Source organism: Flexithrix dorotheae DSM 6795, assembly GCF_000379765.1.
Taxonomy (GTDB): Bacteria; Bacteroidota; Bacteroidia; order Cytophagales; family Flammeovirgaceae; genus Flexithrix; species Flexithrix dorotheae.
In genome coordinates this window covers 257,462-279,310 of the sequence record NZ_KB903431.1, presented here as the reverse complement: position 1 = coordinate 279,310, position 21,849 = coordinate 257,462, and the positions used below count along the sequence as shown (strand labels likewise).

The window sequence follows — 21,849 nt, the reverse complement described above, 5'->3', positions numbered from 1 at the left end:
TAAGGATAATGGTTTAATTACTGTCCTAATCTTATGCCAGTAGGATTGCTCAGGGATAAAAGGAAAAATTTACAAATAGGAAAATAAAACCCTTTGTACTTCCACTAACGTTTGAAAAATATTGATTAAATGAAGCAGCTTTTTATTATTCCATTAATTTTGGTAGTACAATTCGGGATTGCCCAGGACTGTAAAAAATGCAATATTGATGCTTTAAAAAAATTAAGCAGGAATTTTGAAGACCTGAACCATGAAATAGTAAAACAATTTGTTTGCACATTCGACTCATCGTGTAATACAAATATTGAATTCTCACAATGGAGCAATGAATTAATATTCACCTTGATTGAAGAAGACATTAGCCTTTTAAATGGTGCACTACATGAACTTGGGTACAATTATGTTCTCTTGATTGCAAATGAAATAGAGTCACCAGTAATTGAAGTAGATTATCTTAAGATTTATAGTATTATAAAAAATGCTCTTGGTCCAAAAGATATAATTCTTGCAGAAAAGGAAGCAATTAAGAAAGCTGCTGCTAAAGCTGGAATTCAACTAAAATAACACTTGCTAATCTAGACGGCTGACTACCAGTTCATCTTACCCAACCTATAGCTCCAAGGAGGACGTGTCCTCCACAAAATGGAAACTTTGTTAGAATTTTGGGAGGGTATCGATTGGACTATTGTTTTTTCAATCCAGCTATCCAATTTTGGAGTTTATCATCTTTACAGCTTATTTTAAGTAAACTTAATGTTACCATGCGAGAATTTGGAAAAACCCCTAAGAAATCTAAATTTTTACGATTTTTAGAAACCTTAATATTTATGATTTTCGGGAATAATAATCATCAACAAGCTAACTTTAATGATCATTTTGATCGGATGGAATCCAGAAGGCGGAAGACCTTATTTGATAAAAGGAGTAGGTAAAGATTTTTAATTTTAATAAAAATAAATTTTCTGAATGGAAGAATTATTTGAAAGCTTCAAAACTGATAAGGGACAGAAATATTTATTTGAAAATTATCCTTTAAAAATCAGGCTACCTAATAATGTATCAGCTTTTTATTTTTCGACTGACCTTTTAACCCAAATTAAGCATTATTTAACCGATGAAAATCTAATAAAAAAACCCAAGGTTTTAGATAAAAGGATATACTTAATCAATAGCAAATATTTAGTTTTCTATATGAATATATTTGGAGATAGAGGGCTATTATTTGAAAATGAAAAAGAAATGAATTTTAGCCTTTTTGAATTACCAATCGCGGCTGAAATATCTGATAATCACAAAATCACTCCCTTTTATCTAACAATTGACTCAAACGAAATTAAGAAGATTATTTTTAAACCTACTAGTATTAAAGATAAAATATGGAAAGGAACTGGTTTTGATGTTTACAAATTAGATGACGGGAAAATACTAGCCATTTATAGTTTGGATTCAGGGCTTATATTTAGTGATTTAAATAATTTCAAAAAATATTATCTCAATTTTAAATATGGTGAAGACTTCTTATGATATTATATGAAACCTTTCAAATAAACGCTAACTTAGTGTTAGGGTAATATCAATTTCTATTGATCATTTTTTTTAAATAGCTATTTATTAAATTACCATAAGGATTAATTGAAAATGATCTAAATGAAAGATTCAAGAATTCTACATCTAAACAAAATTTTAGAAATAAAATCACCACTTTCACTTCTTCCCAGAGCAGTGCTTGATGAAGCAATAAGGAAAAGATCAAATACTCATGACCCTATTTTAGATTTCAAGACTATTGCGGACTACTTGTATAAAACAAATATACATCATGCTAAAACCAGAGCAGAATTTATTTTAAGACATTGTGAAGGAGAAGATTGTGAGGGATTTTTTGAGCAACACAGAGAAAGCTGGGGATTACCGAAATTTCGTGAAGATCTGGTAACGATCAATGAATTTAAAAACGGATTTTTATGGAGAATGAAAGATTATACAACAGCATTTGCAGAGGATGGTTACACCCGAAATTGGTTCACGAAAAGTCATGAATCCCTTTTCTTACGGAAATATGAAGCCTGGGATTCAGGGCAAACTGGAGATGAATTAATTCATGAGGAGTATGGGAGTTGCCGGGATATTTTTACCAAATTTCTCAAGGAATATGGTATGTATGACTTTGTCCGGAGTCCCATATTTACTACAAAGGATTTACAAAATTTTGCAGCAGAATATAAAGAAGATACCGCTCTTCTTCAATCAATAAAAGAAAAATTAAAAGGTTTGTGAGAGAGGAAGGAATAACTTTTTTTAAGCATGAAAATAATTTCCACCATCTTATTTTTACTTATTGGATTATCCACGTTTGCCCAGAAGGTAATAAGCAGTAAAAAAATTTCTAAATTTTCAACTTATGTAAAAGGTAAAAACTTTGAAGGAGTAATATTCTCTAAAGAATATCAAATGCCTTTCTCGCAAAATCCTCCATCTGAATATCGTTTTACTCCCACTATTAATGACATAGAATTAGTAGAGCGATTATTAAACAATCACCTTAAGGAAGTTAATAAAGGAATTAATCAGGGTAAGAATATTGGTCCCACCATCCATAAAAAGCTAAAGAAATATCAAAGGCAATACATTGGTTTCATTTCAGAAAAAGGAGAACGCTATATTTACTTAAGTTGCAATTGGGATAGGTACAATTTAATAGACAAAATAAGAGGTATCTCTAAACCAGATAAAAATTGGATGACGGAATATTTGGTAGTTTTCGATGGGGGCAGTTATCATTGGAATATTCAGATTAACCTTGATAAAAAAGAACTTATTAATTTGAGAGTAAATGGAGTATCTTAAAATGGAAGTCTGGCAATACCTCGAAATCTTGCGGCAACCCAACAGAAAAGGATTATTTTCCAGGAATAATCATATGAAAGAAAAATTATTTGCCCTACAAAAACTTTCCGAAACAGGTACTCCAAATCTGATCCAAGATATTTTTCCCTTCCTTAAAGACAATTCAGAAAAGATCAGAGCAGGGGCTATACATTCCATCAGGGTTTTATTTTATGCCATAAACAGGAAGAAAAATTTTTACCCTACATTAAGCCGTTGCGATATATTACGTTCAGATTTTATATTCTTCCAAAAGCACTTTTCTACAGCAGATTTTATCCTGATTTTAAAAATTGCTTCATTAAATGGCAATGGATACGTCAGGGAGGAGGCTGTAAAAAGACTGGGAAATTCACAAAAACCGGAGGTTTTTCCATTCTTACTATTCAGGTTAGCAGATTGGGTACCAGTTGTCAGAAATGTAGTTCGGCAGGAATTATTGAAATTCAAAAAACTGGAATATTTACCAGCTCTTCTTGATAATCTCTCTCATCTTCATTGGCTACTGTCCGTTGAAAGAGCCGACTTATCAGGAATATATTTTGAGTTAATAAAATTTATATTGGAAGATAACCGAAAGGAAACTCTTGCCAAATTCAGGTCTGTTCCAGAAAAAGAGAGAAAAATTCTTGCTAACCATTTGTCAGAAAAATTGGAATCACCAGAAGAACTGAACCTTTTGATTGATGATAAAAGTTTTCTGATCAGGTTATTGAGCTTAAAACACTTTGATAAATTCAATCATGCTCAGCAACAGGCTTTACTAAACGATAAATCTGCCAGAGTTAGGATGAAGACCCTAATGTCCATTAAAGGAACTCCGGCTTTTAAAGATTTAATTCCTAATTTTTTAGCTGATAACTCAGGCACAATCAGACACTTCTGCAGATTTTATCTCAAAGATTCCTTCATAGATTTCCAGGATATCTATGAAGGAAATTTAAAGGAGGGCAAACAGGTAATTGGCTCTTTACTAGGATTGTTGGATATCGGGGCAAAGAACAGTGCTGAATTCATCAAGCCATATTTGGAAAATAAAAAACCAAGAATTGTAAAAACCGCTTTTTATGTATCCACCAGGCTAGATACTTCTTTAGCCATAAGTTTTGCCAGCGAAAATCTATTTACTGGAAATATCGGTCTGAGAAAAATCATCCTTGAGTTTTTAGGCAGGCATTATACTCTGGAAATATTGGAAATTGCAAGATCTGGCTATCAGGAATCATCCTCAGAAGAATTAAAAATTTCAATCCTTAATCTCTTTAGCCAAATTGGCGGTTTTACTGGCTTTCCAGATCTGTTAATTGGAACAATTGATCAGAATGAAACCGTAAGAAAAAAGGCCATTGTTTTTCTGAATAAATGGAAACAAGAAGCTGTCCACCTGTATAAAGCACCCACAGACGAAGAAAAGCTAAGAGCACTAAAAGTTTATAAACTGGTGAATGAAACACATCAGGAGAAAAAGTATTTCCAAGAAAATCCGGTGGAAGGTTTTGACTTTTATTTGAAATGAAATATATTAAAATTGTATTTTCCATATTTCTATTCTTTGGTCCATTTTTATTTTTGTTTTGTATTAAAGATGTTCTAACTGAAGAATTATTTTTATTCAAAACCGTAGAAGAGTTAAATGATCAAGAATTGAATGAGTTAGTTTATTCGAATATAACCACCTATCAATTACCTTTTTATTTAATTGTAATTTGCATTTCTATTCTGTATGCAACTAATCTATTTTTCAGCGCAATATATCTTAAAGATTCCTATGCCCCAATTAAATTTCTTGCAGTAATTTTCATCTCTCTTTTCTTTTTACTTGAACTGCCAATTTATGAGGCTAATTGTTTAAAAAAGGATTCTTTTTGGTTGATAAATAATGGTCACTTCCACTAAAAATATTTAATTTACAAACAAGTTAAATTCACTTTTAGTTATAACTTTACATGAATTAATTCATAAATAGTCATAACTCATAAAGCATAATGTACGAAAGAACTTTAGTTGAGGTATTACAAAAAAAGGTAGGGAGTGGTAAAGCCATCATTCTAATTGGTCCACGGCAGGTTGGAAAAACCACTCTGATTAAATCGAAACTCATCCATGGTTCACATCTGTTTTTAGATGCTGATGATCCTACCGTCAGGTCCTTGTTGGATCAGCCCAATACAGAACAATTGAAAAGTATTATCGGAAAACATAAGGTCATTTTTATTGATGAAGCTCAAAGAATTCCAGGAATTGGCTTAACCCTGAAAATACTTGTGGATCAATTTGATGGTATTCAATTATTTGTAAGTGGCTCTTCTTCTTTTGATCTAACCAATCAGCTTAGTGAACCATTAACCGGAAGAAAATGGGAGTTTGAAATGTTTCCCATCAGTTGGGAAGAATATGAAAATAAACATGGCTATCTTGTTTCGGAGCAACAATTGGAAAACCGGCTCATCTATGGATTTTACCCAGATGTATTGAATAATCCAGGTGAAGAAAAAGAAGTTCTAAAACAACTTGTAGACAGCTATTTATACCGGGATATCCTTGCTTATTCAAAAATTGGAAAACCAGAGGTGCTTGATCGATTAGTACAGGCTTTAGCTTTACAAATGGGAAATGAGGTCAATTATAATGAGCTGGCACAAACCGTAGGCGTAGACAGAAATACGATTAGCAATTATATTGATATTTTACAAAAAGGATATGTAGTTTTTAAACTTGGGAGTTTTAGCGGAAACCTGAGGAATGAAATTAAGAAAAATAAAAAAATTTATTTTTATGACAATGGGGTTAGAAATACGGTTCTTGGAAACTTTGCAACTCTAAACCTGAGGCAGGATACAGGAGCTTTATGGGAGAATTTCCTCATTTCTGAAAGGATAAAACAGAATCACTATAAAAGAACTTTTGCAAAAACATATTTTTGGAGAACCAAACAACAACAGGAAGTAGATTTCATAGAGGAAATGGATGGAAAAATCACCGGCTTTGAATTTAAATGGAAGGCAAAAAAAGGAACAACTCTTCCTAAAACATTTGTAGAAAAATATAAAGCTGAGCAAAGAATAATCGATAGGGATAATTTTCGGGACTTTGTGGTGATATAATGTTCAGTATGATTCTAAAGAGAAATTTTCATACTCAAAATTTTCCACGGCAATTTTAGCTTTATAATGATTTGGATCAAATTCTAGTGCTTTTTTAAAATCATCATAAGCTCCCTTATAATCTGAAAATTCATCTTTAACTAATCCTCGGTTATAATAAGCTTTTGCAAATTCAGGATTAAGTTCAATGGCTTTTGTATAATCCATTAAGACTTCTTTGTAATTTTCCTCATAATACATGACATTATGGCGAATATTACCGAATTTGGCATTACCTCGGTTAAAATAATATTTTGGATTATCAGGATCAAGCTCAATTGCCTTATTATAATCATCAATTGCCTCCTCAAAGTTTTTTAACCTTGCATTCAAACTCCCATGGACGTTGTAGGCATAATGAAAATTTGAATCTAAAGAAATTGTTTTATCTATGTCTTGGAAAGCCCCCTGATTATCCTCTATGTAATATTTAGCAATACCCCGGTAAAAGTAAGCCATAGTATCATTAGGGTGGAGTTTAATAAATCTATTGAATTGAGAGATAGCCCTTTTATATTTATGTTTTATAAATAACCTTTTTCCTTTATGAAAAAACAATGTATCTTCCTGTGCATATAGATTTTGTGAAAAAATAAATAGAAAAATCACAAAAACTTGTCTCATATTTAATCTTTACCATAATACCAATTACCTAATTTCATTAAATGTGGAGCATTAACCCAAAACCCTGATATTTAATGAGAATAGTATTTACTGATATTACTACAAATAGGTTTTGTTTATTTTGGGATCACTAAATTGAAATTAAAAAATCAAATAAAAAAAGGAAGGGTTTCCCCTTCCAAAAACTTAAGCCAGGATGTAATCCACAGCCTTTTGTGCCTGAGCAGCTGCCTCAATGAGTAACTTGTTGTCACTTTTGAGCACATCCAACCAACCCTGAATGTAGGCTGCGGAATCTTCCAGAGTTTGTTGATTTTGAATTCCAACATGCCCACAGAGAAAACATGCTCCCATTTCTGCAAGGAGCTCTTCTTTAGAATAAATTTCAGATGCAAAAGTGGTATTTCCTCCCGAAATTGCTTTTCTATCCAGCCGGGAAGCATGGCCCGATGCGTGAACAATTTCATGGTACAAAATTGACAAGTACAAAGTATAGTCTGGGAATAATTCCATGGCTGGCATGTTAATGAAATCCTCTTTGGGATTGTAGAAGGCCTGAGCTTTTTCGTGTTTGAGTGCAGGCGGATTCTGCATATTTCGCAGGACCTGTTCACCTTCCCAGATCAGGTGGTTATCAGCTTTGATAGTCAGTTCCGGGATATCGAATTGCACATCTTCTACACAGGAGATATTGAATACCCTGTAGTATTTCAGGAAAGCTTTTTTCTCGATCTGGTCAGCGGGATATTTAGCCAGCTTGTTTTCGGGAATGATCTCTCCGGTATCCTTATTTTTAAATACAAAATTCCAGTAAACCACCAGAATGGATTTGGCTCCTTTTTGCACTTTGCCACCGAGTTTTTTGATTTGTTTGAAAGTGAGAAAGAAAGGGTAAGTGAAGTGCAGAGAGTTGAGGATAAGGGCATTGATTCCCCTGTAAGGCTTCTTGGTAAGATAATTGGCAGCAGGGCCAAACTGATTCCAGGGTTGTTTCCAGGGGATAGTACCTTTTTCAAGTTGTTCGATTAATTGAGCGGTCACGATTTGATACACATCGTTTTTCATGATTAGAAGGGTTTAAATGAAACAAAAAATTTAGTGTGTAGGATCACCCCTCGTTTTTTATCCCGGATTCGTGCAAACAGGAAGCGTGATTTTATCTTGGGGGAGTGTAACTAGAGGAGCTGGGACAGTGCAGGATAAAATCAGGCAGTCTTTTGCAGGATTGCAGGGTGGAATTGGGCAGGTATGCAGTACAGCTGTAGTGGTCCTTTCCGGGAAAAAAACGGAACTTTATCCGAAACCTCTAGATTTGATGATGATGTTTTCAGTGATCGATTGGCCCGGTGACAACCGGGAAATTGATCACTGAAAACGCCTTGTTATTGATTGGTTGATCGGAGGGAAATAGTTACTTCTGGGGTTATTTTAGATTTTTTCCCCAGAAAAAATAACTAAGGGTAAGAGTCTATTCAAAATAATCCTTCAGTTGAAAGATTAGACAAACAGAACTTTCTTCTTTTGAATTTCTCAACCCCTTTGGCAATATTCAATTACACAAAACAATAATTAAATGAATATTTATTTTTAATTACTACAAATTATACTTATTTTACGAAACATAAACACAACACACCCAATACAAAACTGCACCATATCACAGGTTAACAATTTTTTATTCCAACTGCTACTAAACCATTTTTTCAAATGAAACTATTAATAAAAATCCCTTTCCTTTTATGTTTCCTAATAATAATTGGCAGCAGTAATAAAGAGCAGGTTTGTATAATCTCTGGTTCTGTCATTGATCGACCTGAAAGCAAGGTACTTTTACTTGCCAAAGCTTTTGATGATTTACGATCCTCTGAGATTATTAAAATCCCTATTATTGAAGGTAAGTTCACTTATGAATTAAACTATTCGAATATTGAAGTTTATATGCTTGTATTCGATGAAGAGCACACTGCTGGAGCCTGGAAGGAACATCATTTTTTCCCTACAAATGGAAAGATAGATATAACCCTCTATCGGCAAGAAAAAGAAACAGAGAATGAATATATTGGAGGTCAGGAGAATGAAAATCACAAAGCATACAAGGAGGAATTTCATCCTAAAGAAGAGCAGTTTTATGATTTTTATGAATTAAAATTTGACAGTTTGGCAGGGATTGACCAATACTATAGTGATACAGCGAAAACCATCAAGAAATTATTAAACCAGGCTGTCGATTATGAAGAGGAAAAAAAATATCATTTAGCATTAAGCTCGCTATACCAAAAAGAACTTCATCTGTCAAAAGAAGCGAAAGCAATAAATGATGAATTAAAAGAAGGAATAAAAGAAATAAATGCACAAAAGCTATCTTTTTTAGAAGAAAAACCTTCCATAGCCACCTACTTTCTGCTTACCAGATGCATATATCAAAATAAAAAACATAGTGAATATTATAATGATGATGATCTGGAAAGACTTGAAAAAAAATTCATGAGTATTTACGCTGATCACCCCTATACACATCAATTATTACAAATTGAATCTGCTGTAAAAATTGGTGGAAAATACCAGGACTTTAATCTACCGGATATAACCGGGCAACAATATCAATTAAGTAATGAATTAAAGGGTAAATATGCCATTATAGATATTTGGGCTCCCTGGTGTGGGCCATGTCTGAAAAAAAGCAAAGCCTTAAAAACTACTTATGATGAATATAAGGATAAAGGATTTCAGGTGATAGGAGTTGCTTCAAAGTATCACAAAATTGATGATGTTCAGAAAATACTAGAAAAAGAGCAGCATCCCTGGGTTACTCTTATTGATGAACCTGATTGGAAGAGTGAAATCAACTTCAAATATGATATTTTAAATGCAGGAGGTGTGATGGTTTTCACCGATTCGGAAGGTAAGATAATGGCCATTAATCCATCTATGGAACATATCAGAGAAGTTTTGGCAAAGAATCTGGATTAGAAGAATTCTTTAAAAAACATGCCTTATCACTAATAGGTAATTGCAACATCCTACAAAACAAACTTTAAGTAAGAATTATGAAACTGAAACTGGCTATTTTTTTAATTAGTTTCATTTATTTCCAACCTGAACTCTCAGCCCAAGTGGAATGGCAGGAAGATGATGTTACTATAATTGGCACCGTTCTTAATTTTAATGAATCTAAAAAACAGAACAACCTTAGATTTTACTTTCGGGATATCATAAAAAATGGCCTTCTGAACAAATATATTCCCGAAATAGATGATCAGGGGAATTTTTTATTGACCGTACCTATCCTTTACCCTCAGGAATTTTATTTAAACTATGGATTCGTTTCCTTATTTATCTGTTCCCCCGGGGATACACTTGAAATAGAAATTGACAAGGAGCAGAAATCCGCAAATGTAATTGCAGGTAACAGGGTAAAAGACAATGAAGATTTCAATCAATTTATTGCCGGAAAAACCAAAATCGATCCTCAGTACAGTCCGGATGTGGCAAAGGACAAAACTGCACTGGAGTTTTCTTCCTATATAGAAGCACGGGAAAACAAATTCAGGACTTTCTTCCAGGAATACAAAGAAGAAAATAACACAAGTCAATTATTGAATCTACTTATAGAAGATATACTTAAATATGAAACCCTGAGCGATTTAATTGCCTATCCACAATGGTATTCCAGTCAAAATAAAATTAAACAGGATTCTCTAGAACTACCACAAGATTATTACAAGTTCTTGGAGGAATATAATATGGAAGATGATCTTCTTTTTTCCATCAAACACGCTGACTTTTTACATCATTTCAACCGGCATATTTTAAAACACCCCAAAGATTCTGCTGAAAAAGCCAATAAGTTTTTTCAGCAAAATGACATTTTAAAAGGGGTAGAGGTTTTATTAAATATGATAAACCAAAATACAACAGGATTTACCAAAGATTTGTGTCTGACCAAGTTTTATCTTCAGGCAATAAGTGGAAAAGATTTAAAAGGATTTGAAACCATGTATGATTCCAGCCTTATTTCTGATCCATTTTTCAGGGAGGTAATTTCCAAAAAACATCAGGATTTACAAAAATATATGGCGAACCAGAACACAGGCAGTGCAAATATTGATTCCATAGATAGCAAAATAGTTACAGAAATTATCGATACAATTACTTCAAAATATAATGGCAAAGTAATTTACATAGACTTTTGGGCAACATGGTGCACACCATGTATCGCAGAGTTCCCAAACTCAAAATCTCTTCAGCAATTGTATCAAAATAAGGATGTAATATTTTTATTCCTGGCAAACCGTTGTAAAAAAGATGCCTGGAAAGCCACTATTGCCAATCAGAACCTTACTGGAGAACACTTTTTATTGACAGACGCTCAATACAATGTATTCAGTAAAGCATTCGGTATTTCAGGCATACCACATTATGCTATTATTGATAAGGATGGCGACATTATTTCCAAGGATGCTCCAAGACCCGGGGAAAAAGAGCAGATAAAATTTCAGATTGATGAATTATTAGTGGATTAAAAAATTCCTCCAAAATACTAAAAGGTCAACCAATAAAACATAAAGAATGCCGGTTCAAATCTTGCTTTTACTTCTCTTCTTATTCCCATTTTACGGCATAAGCCAGTTCAGATGTACACCTTGTAATCTTGATTGTGATACGTTGGTTTTTGATCAGGAAGGAAATTGTCCTCATTGCCAGATGGCTTTGATTCCAATTCTCAAAAAACATAATAATGAAAGTATATTGCAGCAAATAGAGCAAGATTCTCTGGAGGAAAACATCATGCACACAATTAGTTACTTAGCTGATGTGTATGGCCCCAGGCTGATTGGCACTCCTAATTATTATGAATCAGTTTTATGGATAAAAGAACAACTGGAGGGTTGGGGAATCAAAAACATACAATTACAATCCTTTGATAAAAATCATATTGGCTGGGCTATTGAGGATTTCAGCATTCAACTTTCTGAACCAAATTATGCTCCTTTAAATGCCTATCCTTTAGCATTTTCAATTTCCACAAATGGTGTTCAGGAAGGAATTCCGGTATTAATTCATTCATTTGAAGAAGTCTATAAGCTTGAAGGCAAATTAAAAAACAAGATAATTTTAATGGGTGGTTATTATCAACCTGTATCAAATGTAGCGCATACGATGTCCAGACGGCTCGATGATATGACCTTAACAAAAGCAGCCGCTAATCCTGACCCCAATCATTTAATTATTGGCTTTCATAGTAGAAGATCAATTGTTGATGTTTTTGGATTACGTACCCGAATCAAAAAGAAAAGAACGGAATTTTTTGAATTCTGCAAAAATCAGGGAGTTATTGCAGTCATTGAACCAAGCAACTTTCCTTATGGCATATTACATGCCGATGGAAATAGAACTGTTCCTTCTTTTTCTAAAAAAGAAGATTTGAAGCCCATTGCATCCTTTGTCCTTAGCAATGAACATTTTGGCAGGATAGTCAGGTTAATGGAATTAGGAATTACGCCAAAGCTTAAAATAAACTTAAAGACAAAATTTTACGAAAACCCTAAATTCAATGTCAACCTAATAGCCGAAATTGAAGGGGCCGATAATAAGTTAAAAGAGGAGTTGGTAATTATTGGTGCCCATTTGGATAGTTGGCATGCAGGGACTGGTGCTGTTGATAATGCCTCCAATTGTGCTGTAATGATGGAGGCATTCAGGATTATCAATGAATTAGAGGTGAAACCCAAACGTACCGTTCGTTTGATACTTTGGGGCGGAGAAGAACAAATATTCGCTGGTTCTGAAAAATATGTAAGTGATTTTGTGGGGAATTTTGAAAATGGGGAAATAAAAATAGAAAACGAAAAAATTTCGGCATACTTGAATTTAGATAATGGAGCAGGAATGATTCGGGGAGTTTATTTAAATGGTAATCCAAACGTAGCGGCCTACTTTTCAGAATATTTAGAGCCTTTTGAAAAAAGCAAAACACTTACCTTGCAAAATACTAATCAGACGGACCATGAATTATTTGATTACTTTAATGTTCCCGCTTTTCAATTTATACAAGACCCGCTTGATTACATGACGGCAATACACCATACTAACATGGATGTTTATGAGTACGTACCGCCAAAAGACCAGGAATATAATGCAAAATTGATCGCTTATTTAAGTTATAAAATTGCGCAGGAAGAAAATAGGCTTCCACGAAAACAATTTAATTCTCCTATTCCAGGCAAAAAAGGAAATGTGACATTTCAACTGGAAGGAAATGCTGATGCAAAATCGGTTTGCCTTGTGGGAGATTTCAATCAATGGAATATGTTTGGCACTCCTTTATACAAAACAGAAAGTGGCTGGGAATGTAAAATTGACCTGCCCAAAGGACGATATTATTACAAATTCATAGTAGATGGAAGCTGGACAGCTGATCCAAAAACGCCATTGAATGAATTGGTAAAAGATGGTAAAGGACATGGTGGTTTGACGGTGGTTTTGGTGGAATGATTACTTTTGGTAAACCGATGCAAAATAAAATATCAAATCTACCTAATCATTCATAAAATAATTTCAGAAAACATCAAAACTCTTCCAATTTATAAGCAACCAATTCACCCTAACCTTCATTTAGGAATTATAAGGAAATAGAATTTACATAATACCAACTCACCTTTTTTTCATTTAACTTCAAATTTCCAAAATGGGAACTTCATTCCTCCTGCCTCTATGGAATTATGATAATTTCACAAAGGCAATATTAAAAAAGCACTCTTTCCTGATAAGCTTCCTTTTGCTATTCAATCCCCTTTCTAATTTCGCACAGAATAAGGTTGTTGATTGGATTGACCAAAATGCCATTGCCATCCAAACAGTTAATCCTGAAAGTGACAATAATGATCTTCTCCCCTTGATTGAGATTCTGAAAGACAAAAGGATTGTGGCTTTGGGAGAGGCTACTCATGGAACTAAGGAATTCTTTCAGATGAAGCATAGAATGATGAAATTCCTGGCTGAAGAGATGGGGTTTACTTTATTTGGAATTGAGGCAAATTTTTCGGAATGCGAAGCCATTAATAACTATATATTGAATGGAGAAGGGAATCCAAAAGAAGCCTTGGAAGGCATTTATTTCTGGACCTGGAACACCATGGAAGTATTAGATATGATAGAATGGATGAGGGATTTTAATATTGATAAACCATTTGATAAAAAAATCAAATTCTATGGATTTGATATGCAGTTTTCAAAAGGGGCTGCCATGTATGTTCAGAGAAACCTGTCCAAGGTCGATATTGAGCTTTATAACCAATATAAAAACGTTTTGGAAATATTAAAAAACAACAATTATTACCTTGACTCATCCATAGAGGAATTAACCACCATCAAGACCGAAATCCAAATCCTTCATTCCAATATCAATCAGATTAAAAACGATGAAACCCAAAAATCTCAGGAAGAAGAGCTCAATCTTTTATTACAACATTTGGAAATATTGGTTCAAAATATTTCAAGTAAAATAATTGTAAAAAACACCTCTGAGTCTAATAGCGAGGTCTTTGTTTTTCGAGATAAGTGTATGGCACAAAATGTAAACTGGATATTAGAACACGAAGGAGAAAATCAAAAAGTTATGCTTTGGGCTCATAATGGGCATGTCAATAAAAGCTTTTATGAATATGGGCCAAAGGCTATGGGGTATTACCTGGCAAAAAAGTATGGAAATCAATATTATGCTATAGGTTTGGACTTTAACATGGGGAGCTTTCGCGCCAAGGGAATGAGCAATAACCTTGGAAATAAATTAAAGGTCCACCATTTGGGAGAAGCAAAACCAGGATCCAGTAGCCAAACTTTTGCAAAATGTAAAGAAGATCAATTTTTTATTGATTTTAAGAAAGTTTCTGCAAATCGTGATATGAAATTGTATTTAAATAAAAAGAAACGATCCAGGGATATAGGAGCCGTATTTAGTCACAAAAATCATAATGGATATGTAAAAAACAGGCTAATGACTAAATATGATGGACTTATCTTTATAAATGAAACTACAAGTTCAATTCCTATTCTAAAAAAAGCTGGTGGTTTTACAAAGCTGATTCCACTCAATAAGAATCAGAGCAAACTGGCGAAGTTTTCCATTATGGTTAAATGTGATAGTATTTCTTCAGGAAAAATGTGGTTGCATATTAAAAACAAAAACAAAGCGCCTTCCTACAAATTTTTTGAAATAAAAGACCGCCAAAATATTTGGCAGGAGTATATAGTTGAGCAAATGATTGAGCCAGGAACAAAAAAAATACAGATCGGATTTGTAGCCAATGGAGGTGGGAAATTCTATATAGATGATGTGAAACTTTATTTTGAAAACTCAGAATGTGAAGAATTAAATTCCTCCTTTGAAAATGATACTTTGAATTCAAAACCAGAGTATTGGTTTGTTTTTGATACCGGATATGAAGTGGCAGTTACCAATGAAGAAAAACATTCTGGAGAAAAAAGTTTGTTGGTGAAATTTCAGGAGTAGTAGAGTAAGATAAAATATTAAAGTAATGTTTTCCCTTATTTTTTATCCTGAAATTTCCATCATAATGAAAAACTCCATACTCACTCAGATCAGGCTCGATTGGACAATACTTTTTTTATGATTCAAACATTCATAGTGCTTATGGATATTTTTATTTGAATATAATTCCATCGGTTTTATCCAATCTTGCAATCAACCCCCAACCGTAGAAGTAATTGGCAAGACCGATTAGGATTTCATTATTTCCCTCTGTCAATGGTAGCTTGAAACTGGTATTTTCAATAGTACACCTTCCTTTTGGTTCCTTTTGCTGTGGAGTTCCAAAGATGTTTTTGTCAGTATAGAGCAACTGTCCATTNATAAAAACCCATACTTCATCGCTAAATCCTAAGCTTAAAATTCTTTCTTGGGCTTTCTCAGAGTGAATNTTGCATTTAAGCCATGCTAATCTCCNCCCATCGTTTTCTTTAGCTAAACCAAACTCTCTGCTCAGGTTTACCATTTCTCTGTTTTCAGCTTTGATTGGTTTCCAAATTGTGGTGCTATCAGGTAAATCAGAGTCTACAATATTCCCATACATACTCGGATAAGGGATTTTTAAATCTTGTCCAAAAGGAAAGTCTTTTGCTTCAGTTACGTTCCATTTTCTAAGGTATCGGGTATCATTCTTAGTGGGAGTTAGAGCTGATTCCGGGTGTAATCCTTCGGTTGCATCTGGATTAATCTCAAAATTGGCAAAAATCACATTACCACCCAGGGATATCCCGCCTGATTCTCGCCAGGATTCTAATTCTGGAACAATCAAAGCAGCCCTTTCCATATCATTTACATATGCTCTTAGTTGCTTGCCATTTATTACTAATTTTATATGATTCCAGCCTTCCTGATTAATATTTGCTCCTGCCTGATATTCGTCNGTTATATCCCAAAGGCTCATGCCATCAATGATAGCCGAATATTGAAGGGTTGTTCTCATCTCTGGTGTAACTTTCCCAAATGAACGTATGTAGAAGTTTTCACCCTTTTTTCTATCCTCAGACATTCTAAAGTTAATACCAGGAAATCCTTGGCCTGTCAATTCTACATCAAATTCTATGGAACCATTAGTGAATATATGGTCCTTCAAAAAGAGTTCATAGTAGGCCCCATCAATTCCTCTCGTGGCAGTCGTTGACCGATGAGTAATAAATTCAACCTTTGTTGAGTCATGTTCCCAATAAAATTGTTCCATTGGAATATTAACTACTTGCCCAAAAGCTAAAATTGATTTTAAAAAGAAGGCAACAAATAAAAACTTTTTCATCATTTTAAATTGTCTGTTATGCTTAGCAATAATTTATTTCTCGTTTTTTGAAATTTCCGGTAAGGATGTCTCCTTACCCGACATACTCCCATTTGTTACTACCAACCCAATTTCCTAGTTGACATGGCTTTTTGCGGTATTGATTAGTTCAAGTGTATCTGTAGTTTTTCCTGTAATACCCCTTCCGTATAGCCAAACCATTTTTCAAGTATTTCTTCACCAGGAGATATTAAAACATAGTTTGGAGTGCCAACAGCCCAATATTTTACAACAGCATCCCCAAACTCTCCTTTCCCATCCCATAAGTATTTCCAGGGAATGGAGTCTCTTAAAACTGTATTTTGCCATTGTTCTTTGGCTACATCTTCTGAAATAGAAACAACTTCTAGTTTATTTTCATGCAACGCATATAATCGTTTTAATTCAGGTAAGGACATTTGGCTACCAAAACAGGCAGAAGAAGAAAAATGCAGTAGAATGTATTTTTCTTCAATATCCGATAACGCTAAACGATCACCATTTTGGTCAATGGCACTGTAATCATAATATTTATCACCAACTTTTGGATTTGGATATTCACTTTGCAATTTTATTGCTTTTCCCTCTACAGTTTCTCTAAATTCTGAATCTAGTCTGCTATATAGCGCTGCTAATTCCTCAGTGGAAAATTTTTTCTTGTGATATTTGAAAAAGTCGATAGCTGCATAGCTATTGGGATGTTCTAAAATTAATTTGACAATGATGTTATTTAAAGAATCCGAAGCATGGTTAATTTTTTGAGATAAGTCTTCTTCTGAATTTGGGTTACTCTTTAAAGCAGAAGTTATTATCTGCCTTTGGTATTCTACTTGATTAAACTTCTCTGCGGCATCCTGATGTAATGATCCAGACATGTCTATATTCCATGGAAAGTCTTTCTTATCACAATTAAACTTTATTAGTTCATTTCCCGCAAATAAAATAGTATAGAGAAATTCTTTACTGACAGCATCAGAGGCCATAAGAAGCAATTTTTTGGGGTGTCCCTGTTCTAAATGACTATTTAAATAGATTTGTCCATTGATCGAATAGGAGCTGTCTAAAACATTTTTTGTCCTTGAGTCCTTAATGATGAATAAAGTACTATCTGATACACCAGCAATATTGGCTTCAAGTGTGAAAGTGTTACCATTAGATTCATCCATAGAAGGTTTTTTCTTACTGCAAGAAATAACTAGAGAAAAGAATAAGAGGATTATGAGAATATTAATTTTCATTTCTTTAGAAGTTGGTCTTAGCTGTTATTACTATTTAATAAGTGATTTTAGTCGCCCTAAACGACTTTTTCCGTGTTTTTGCAATATGGGCCAATATGCATCTATGTCCAAATAATTCCACGAAATTGATTATAACTTAAAATAAGGAAAGTAATCATCATTTTTGTAGAATTTAAATAATTATATTTGTTATTAAATTATTTATGTTTTGGCTGATTTTTTATGAAAATTAATTTTTAATAAAATTACCCCACGTTTTTTTATGGTTTCCAAATTCTTCAACTCAACTACTCATTTCGCAAATTATCCACCGGATTAGTCGAGGAAGCTTTTAGGCTCTGCCCGCTCACGGTGAACAGGGCAATGCAAATGATTATTCCACCAGAAAGAGCAAAATGCCACCATTTCACCTCTATTTTGTAAGCAAAAGAATTTAGCCACTCTATGATAAAATAATTGGAGATGGGAATCGCAATTACAATAGCTACCAAGACTAACTTTAAGTACGTTTTTGAAAGAAGTATTAAAATACTGGAAATAGAGGCACCCAGAATTTTCCTGATACCTATTTCCTTCACCCGCTGGTTGCTGGTATAGGTAGCCAGTCCAAATAAACCAAGACAGGCGATGATTATAGCCACCACTGATGCATAAAAACCGATCTTAAGCCATTTTAAATCGGCTTGATATTGGTTTTGAATATCCTCATCTAAAAAGTTATAATCAAAAGGGAGGTCAGGAGCTATTTCTTTCCAATTATCCTGAAGCAATTCCAATCCCTCCGGAATTTTCTCAGCATTGATTCGCACATATAAATTGGAATAAACCTGTCCGGCTTGGAGGACTAACGGCTCTATTTCCTTATAAAGTGATTGATAATTAAAATCTTTTACAACACCAACAATGGTTGCCTTTTCAAAATGTCCTAAAAGCACACTTCCCTGGGGACATTCAACCGTTTTGCCGATAGCATCTGTTAAACCAAATTCTTTTATGAACTTTTCATTTACAATAATTCCCATAGGTTTTTCACCTCCATTAAGGGGTATTAGGGTATGTCTTCCTGCGACAATGGGGATTCGCAAGGTTTCTATAAAGTTTGGAGCCACTGTCATCGTTTTTCCTCTTATGGATTGTCCATCTATCAAAAATTCAAAATCGTTGAAAGATACTCCAGTTTCACCTGAAAAATGCTCCCAGGTTCCTGATACAGATTTTACCTCCGGTTCATTTGCAAGTTGATTCTGGTATAGTTGAAGCAATTTTTCCCCTTCCGAAAAAGGCACACTTATCCTAATCACCAGATTTTCATCAAACCCTAATTTTTTTTGGAATACCTGTTGTAATTGGGCATTCATTATCAGGGTGGAGGTGATCAGAATAGCCGAAACTATAAACTGAAGAGTAGCTAAAATACTGATTAATTGATTTTTGCCTAACGCTTTAAACCTGCCCCGTAGATTTATATCTGGCTTATAATTGGATATAATCAAAGCCGGATAACCGCCTGACAAAATTGCTGTCACAAATAAAATCAACCCTAACCAAATAGATAAGGATTTCTGAAAAATTGCAGAAATGTACAACTGTTTTCCTACGAGGTCATTAAAAACTGGAAGGGCCATACTCAGGAAAATCAGACCAATAATTGCAGCTAAAAATGTCATTATAAATGATTCTCCCAGGAATTGAATAATTAATTGCACTTTTTGAGCTCCCATTGTCTTTCGCACACCAACTTCTTTTGCTCTCACTGATGATTTACTAATGGAAAGAGTAGTAAAGTTAATACAGGCTACAATCAGGATAATCAGCCCCAAAGCACCCAAAATAAACAAATATTGGATATTACTGGTCTTAAAATATTTTTGATGCGTATCGGAAAAATGCAAGTCAGTGAATGGTTCGATTTTATAGGATCTCTTAATTTTGCTGTTTTGGGATAAGTTTTCATTAACTAAAGCTTCCAGTTTAATGGCAAACTCCTTCAGGTTTACATTATCTTCAGATTCCATAAATGTATTTGGACCGAGGGTAAACCACTTTTCCCCTGGCTCAAATGTCCTATCGATTTTTTCCAGAAAGCTCAAGGATAATAATAATTCAAATTGAAGACTTGAATTCCCAGGTATATCTGCAACTATTCCCGTTATGGTGAAATCATGGGATTTATCCCAACCTTCAGACTTAACAGTAATCACTTTTCCTAATGCTTCTTCCTCCCCAAAATATTTGTTTGCATACTTTTCGGTAATGATGATTTCATAAGGATTGTTTAAAGCCTTTTGAGCATTTCCTGAAACGAATGGAAAACTAAAAAGTTCAAAAAATCCCGGATCAGCAAAATATACCGATTCATTAAAGGGATCATTAATCAGTCCCGGAATTTTGACTACACAATCTTTTTTATAGTACCGAACAACATTTTTCACTTCTGGAAAATTACTCCTAATAAAACCAGCCAAAGGAGGGGAAGTTCTGGAGTAACTTTTCCCTTTGTACATTGTTCCAACCTGAAAAATGGCCTCCTTCTTTTCATGAAACTGGTCGAAATGGAGCTCATCCCAAACATGCAGGGCGATTAATAAACTTCCCGCTATCCCCAAAGAAAGTCCGGTAATATTGATGAAGCTAAAAAGTTTACTGCGCCAAAGATTTCTCCAGGAAACTATAAAATAATTCTTTAACATTGAATCTCAATTAAATTTCCTCCAAACAAATCATTTCCCAGGATTTATCCTATCCTTTTGCAGCCAAACCAATGATTATTGCAGTAAAGTGATCTTTAGAGGTGGGGAAATCATTTGGATTTATCCAAAGCCCAAAAAATATCCCCACTATTTATCCGAAATCACAAAAACCTTAATCTCCCGCTGGGCATCTAATAGTTCTAATCCTAGCTTTTCTAATTCCTCATGGATTTGTTCGGGGGCTTCATTGTACCAGGGTATTTCAAAATTATAATTTCCGGATAATCCAGTTTCATCAACTACCGGGATTCGCAGTTGTCTTTCCAAAAATGACGTTACCAATTTTATCTGCGCATTTTTCATGAAAAGTCCCTGACCATCTTCGCTACCTGACTGTTCGGTTAACTCAGTATCTGGCAAATCGAACCTTCTGCCTTCAATCACCTTCAATACCTTAACCACTTTTTCTCTTTTTTCTATTGAAGCTTTATATGGGAATGCAATATCCAGCTGTTTCTGCATAATCTCAAATTTTTGTTCGCTCAAACTTTCAGGCACTATCAAATCAAAACAGACTGCATTATGCTTATTCCATTCTAGCTTTTCTGCATTTTTCACTTCAAATTCCATTCTGATAGTGGAATGCCATTGGTAAGCAATTTCAAAAAGTTTGGTAGGTGGAACATTAGTTGCCAAAATTCTCCGGTTTTTAAACTCCCCATTCCCTCCTGTTACATTTGACATACCAGCTACCCCTTGTTTATAAGGTGTTATTGCATGGTATATACTAAATTCATCATCCAGGGCAAGTGGTTTGGAATAATCGAATTTCAGAATATCCTTTTTCTCAGGCAAAGTTACCTCCTCCCCTTTTATAATCTTTTCGATCACTTCCGAACTGACTTCTTTAGGACTACTGACCACTTTTACAATTCCATCCTTGTCAATTACTACAGTATGTGGAATCGTCCTGTGTGGAAAAAGATTATTCAGTTTTCTTTCTGTATCTATGGTTATGGGTAACTGAGTTTTTCTTTTCGATAGAAATTTCTGAATACGGGCTTTATCCTCATCAGTAACAGTCATCACCAGCAAATCATCTTTGAATTGAGTTTGCAAATCCTCCAGGTGAGCCATTGAAGTTATACACGGACTACACCATGTAGCCCAAAAATCAAGAAGTACTACCTTCGAATTAAAATCAGAAAGTTTGGCTGAAGTATCAGCATAATTAAGCACAGATTTGAATTCTAACTCCTGAATTTTCTTTCCAAGAAGAGAGCTGCTTTGTGCCAGAAGGTTTAGTGGTAAAACGATAAGGAATATTAAGGTTAGGGTTTTCAAGGGATGATTAAAAAAAAAGGATCTAAAGAATATTCTATTCCCTTTTTTAGTAACATCAATAGTAAAAACAAAATTTTAAACTTATTTTTTC

The 21,849-nt window shown here is 34.1% G+C and carries 16 protein-coding genes; 11 read left to right on the top strand and 5 right to left on the bottom strand.

Annotated features, from left to right (window positions below):
• The first annotated feature begins 129 nt into the window (after positions 1-129).
• From A3EM_RS0105025 to A3EM_RS0104985, 6 genes are all read left to right on the top strand, one after another.
• Complete coding sequence (locus tag A3EM_RS0105025) at positions 130-564, top strand: hypothetical protein (protein ID WP_020527084.1); 435 nt, start codon at positions 130-132, stop codon at positions 562-564.
• Positions 565-966: 402 nt separating this feature from the next.
• Positions 967-1,524, top strand: coding sequence for a hypothetical protein (locus A3EM_RS0105010; RefSeq protein WP_020527082.1), 558 nt, complete (start codon positions 967-969; stop codon positions 1,522-1,524).
• 123 nt (positions 1,525-1,647) lie between these two features.
• Positions 1,648-2,277 carry a hypothetical protein gene (locus A3EM_RS0105005; protein WP_020527081.1) on the top strand — a complete coding sequence of 210 codons (630 nt, stop codon included), beginning with the start codon at positions 1,648-1,650 and terminating at the stop codon, positions 2,275-2,277.
• A gap of 27 nt (positions 2,278-2,304) precedes the next feature.
• Entirely contained in the window at positions 2,305-2,847 is a 543-nt protein-coding gene (locus A3EM_RS0105000; protein ID WP_020527080.1) for a hypothetical protein, read from the top strand.
• The gene (locus A3EM_RS0104995; RefSeq protein ID WP_020527079.1) at positions 2,834-4,402 is read left to right on the top strand and encodes a hypothetical protein; all 1,569 of its coding nucleotides are present in this window, start codon (positions 2,834-2,836) and stop codon (positions 4,400-4,402) included. Before A3EM_RS0105000 ends, A3EM_RS0104995 begins: the two co-directional genes overlap by 14 nt.
• 469 nt (positions 4,403-4,871) lie before the next feature.
• Positions 4,872-5,990: an ATP-binding protein gene (locus tag A3EM_RS0104985; RefSeq protein WP_020527077.1), complete on the top strand. Its 1,119-nt coding sequence runs from the start codon at positions 4,872-4,874 to the stop codon at positions 5,988-5,990.
• Positions 5,991-5,993: 3 nt separating this feature from the next.
• Here the strand turns inward: A3EM_RS0104985 and A3EM_RS41585 are convergent, their stop codons facing one another.
• Together A3EM_RS41585 and A3EM_RS0104975 are read right to left on the bottom strand one after the other, a co-directional pair.
• A complete protein-coding gene (locus A3EM_RS41585; RefSeq protein WP_020527076.1) occupies positions 5,994-6,653 on the bottom strand; it encodes a tetratricopeptide repeat protein in 660 nt (219 codons plus the stop codon).
• Between the two features lie 186 nt (positions 6,654-6,839).
• Complete coding sequence (locus A3EM_RS0104975; protein ID WP_020527075.1) at positions 6,840-7,718, bottom strand: ArdC family protein; 879 nt, start codon at positions 7,716-7,718, stop codon at positions 6,840-6,842.
• A 70-nt stretch (positions 7,719-7,788) separates the two neighbouring features.
• Between A3EM_RS0104975 and A3EM_RS0104970 the strand changes: the two genes are divergently transcribed.
• The 5 genes from A3EM_RS0104970 (at position 7,789) to A3EM_RS41575 (ending at position 15,165) form a co-directional block, all read left to right on the top strand.
• Entirely contained in the window at positions 7,789-8,025 is a 237-nt protein-coding gene (locus A3EM_RS0104970) for a hypothetical protein (RefSeq protein WP_026210103.1), read from the top strand.
• A 335-nt stretch (positions 8,026-8,360) separates the two neighbouring features.
• On the top strand, positions 8,361-9,623 hold the full coding sequence (locus A3EM_RS0104965) for a peroxiredoxin family protein (protein WP_020527073.1): 1,263 nt from the start codon (positions 8,361-8,363) through the stop codon (positions 9,621-9,623).
• 77 nt (positions 9,624-9,700) lie between these two features.
• Positions 9,701-11,176, top strand: coding sequence for a TlpA family protein disulfide reductase (locus A3EM_RS0104960; RefSeq protein ID WP_020527072.1), 1,476 nt, complete (start codon positions 9,701-9,703; stop codon positions 11,174-11,176).
• A gap of 46 nt (positions 11,177-11,222) precedes the next feature.
• Complete coding sequence (locus tag A3EM_RS41580) at positions 11,223-13,148, top strand: M20/M25/M40 family metallo-hydrolase (protein ID WP_083925177.1); 1,926 nt, start codon at positions 11,223-11,225, stop codon at positions 13,146-13,148.
• Positions 13,149-13,341: 193 nt separating this feature from the next.
• Positions 13,342-15,165: an erythromycin esterase family protein gene (locus A3EM_RS41575; protein WP_020527070.1), complete on the top strand. Its 1,824-nt coding sequence runs from the start codon at positions 13,342-13,344 to the stop codon at positions 15,163-15,165.
• 1,446 nt (positions 15,166-16,611) lie between these two features.
• Here the strand turns inward: A3EM_RS41575 and A3EM_RS0104940 are convergent.
• The 3 genes from A3EM_RS0104940 to A3EM_RS0104925 all read right to left on the bottom strand — a co-directional run bounded on the left by A3EM_RS0104940 (position 16,612) and on the right by A3EM_RS0104925 (position 21,758).
• Positions 16,612-17,724, bottom strand: a complete 1,113-nt coding sequence (locus A3EM_RS0104940; protein ID WP_044237472.1) for a TlpA family protein disulfide reductase — start codon at positions 17,722-17,724, stop codon at positions 16,612-16,614.
• Between the two features lie 287 nt (positions 17,725-18,011).
• Positions 18,012-20,414 carry an ABC transporter permease gene (locus tag A3EM_RS0104935; RefSeq protein ID WP_020527067.1) on the bottom strand — a complete coding sequence of 801 codons (2,403 nt, stop codon included), beginning with the start codon at positions 20,412-20,414 and terminating at the stop codon, positions 18,012-18,014.
• A 147-nt stretch (positions 20,415-20,561) separates the two neighbouring features.
• A complete protein-coding gene (locus A3EM_RS0104925) occupies positions 20,562-21,758 on the bottom strand; it encodes a redoxin domain-containing protein (protein WP_020527065.1) in 1,197 nt (398 codons plus the stop codon).
• Between the last annotated feature and the right edge of the window lie 91 nt (positions 21,759-21,849).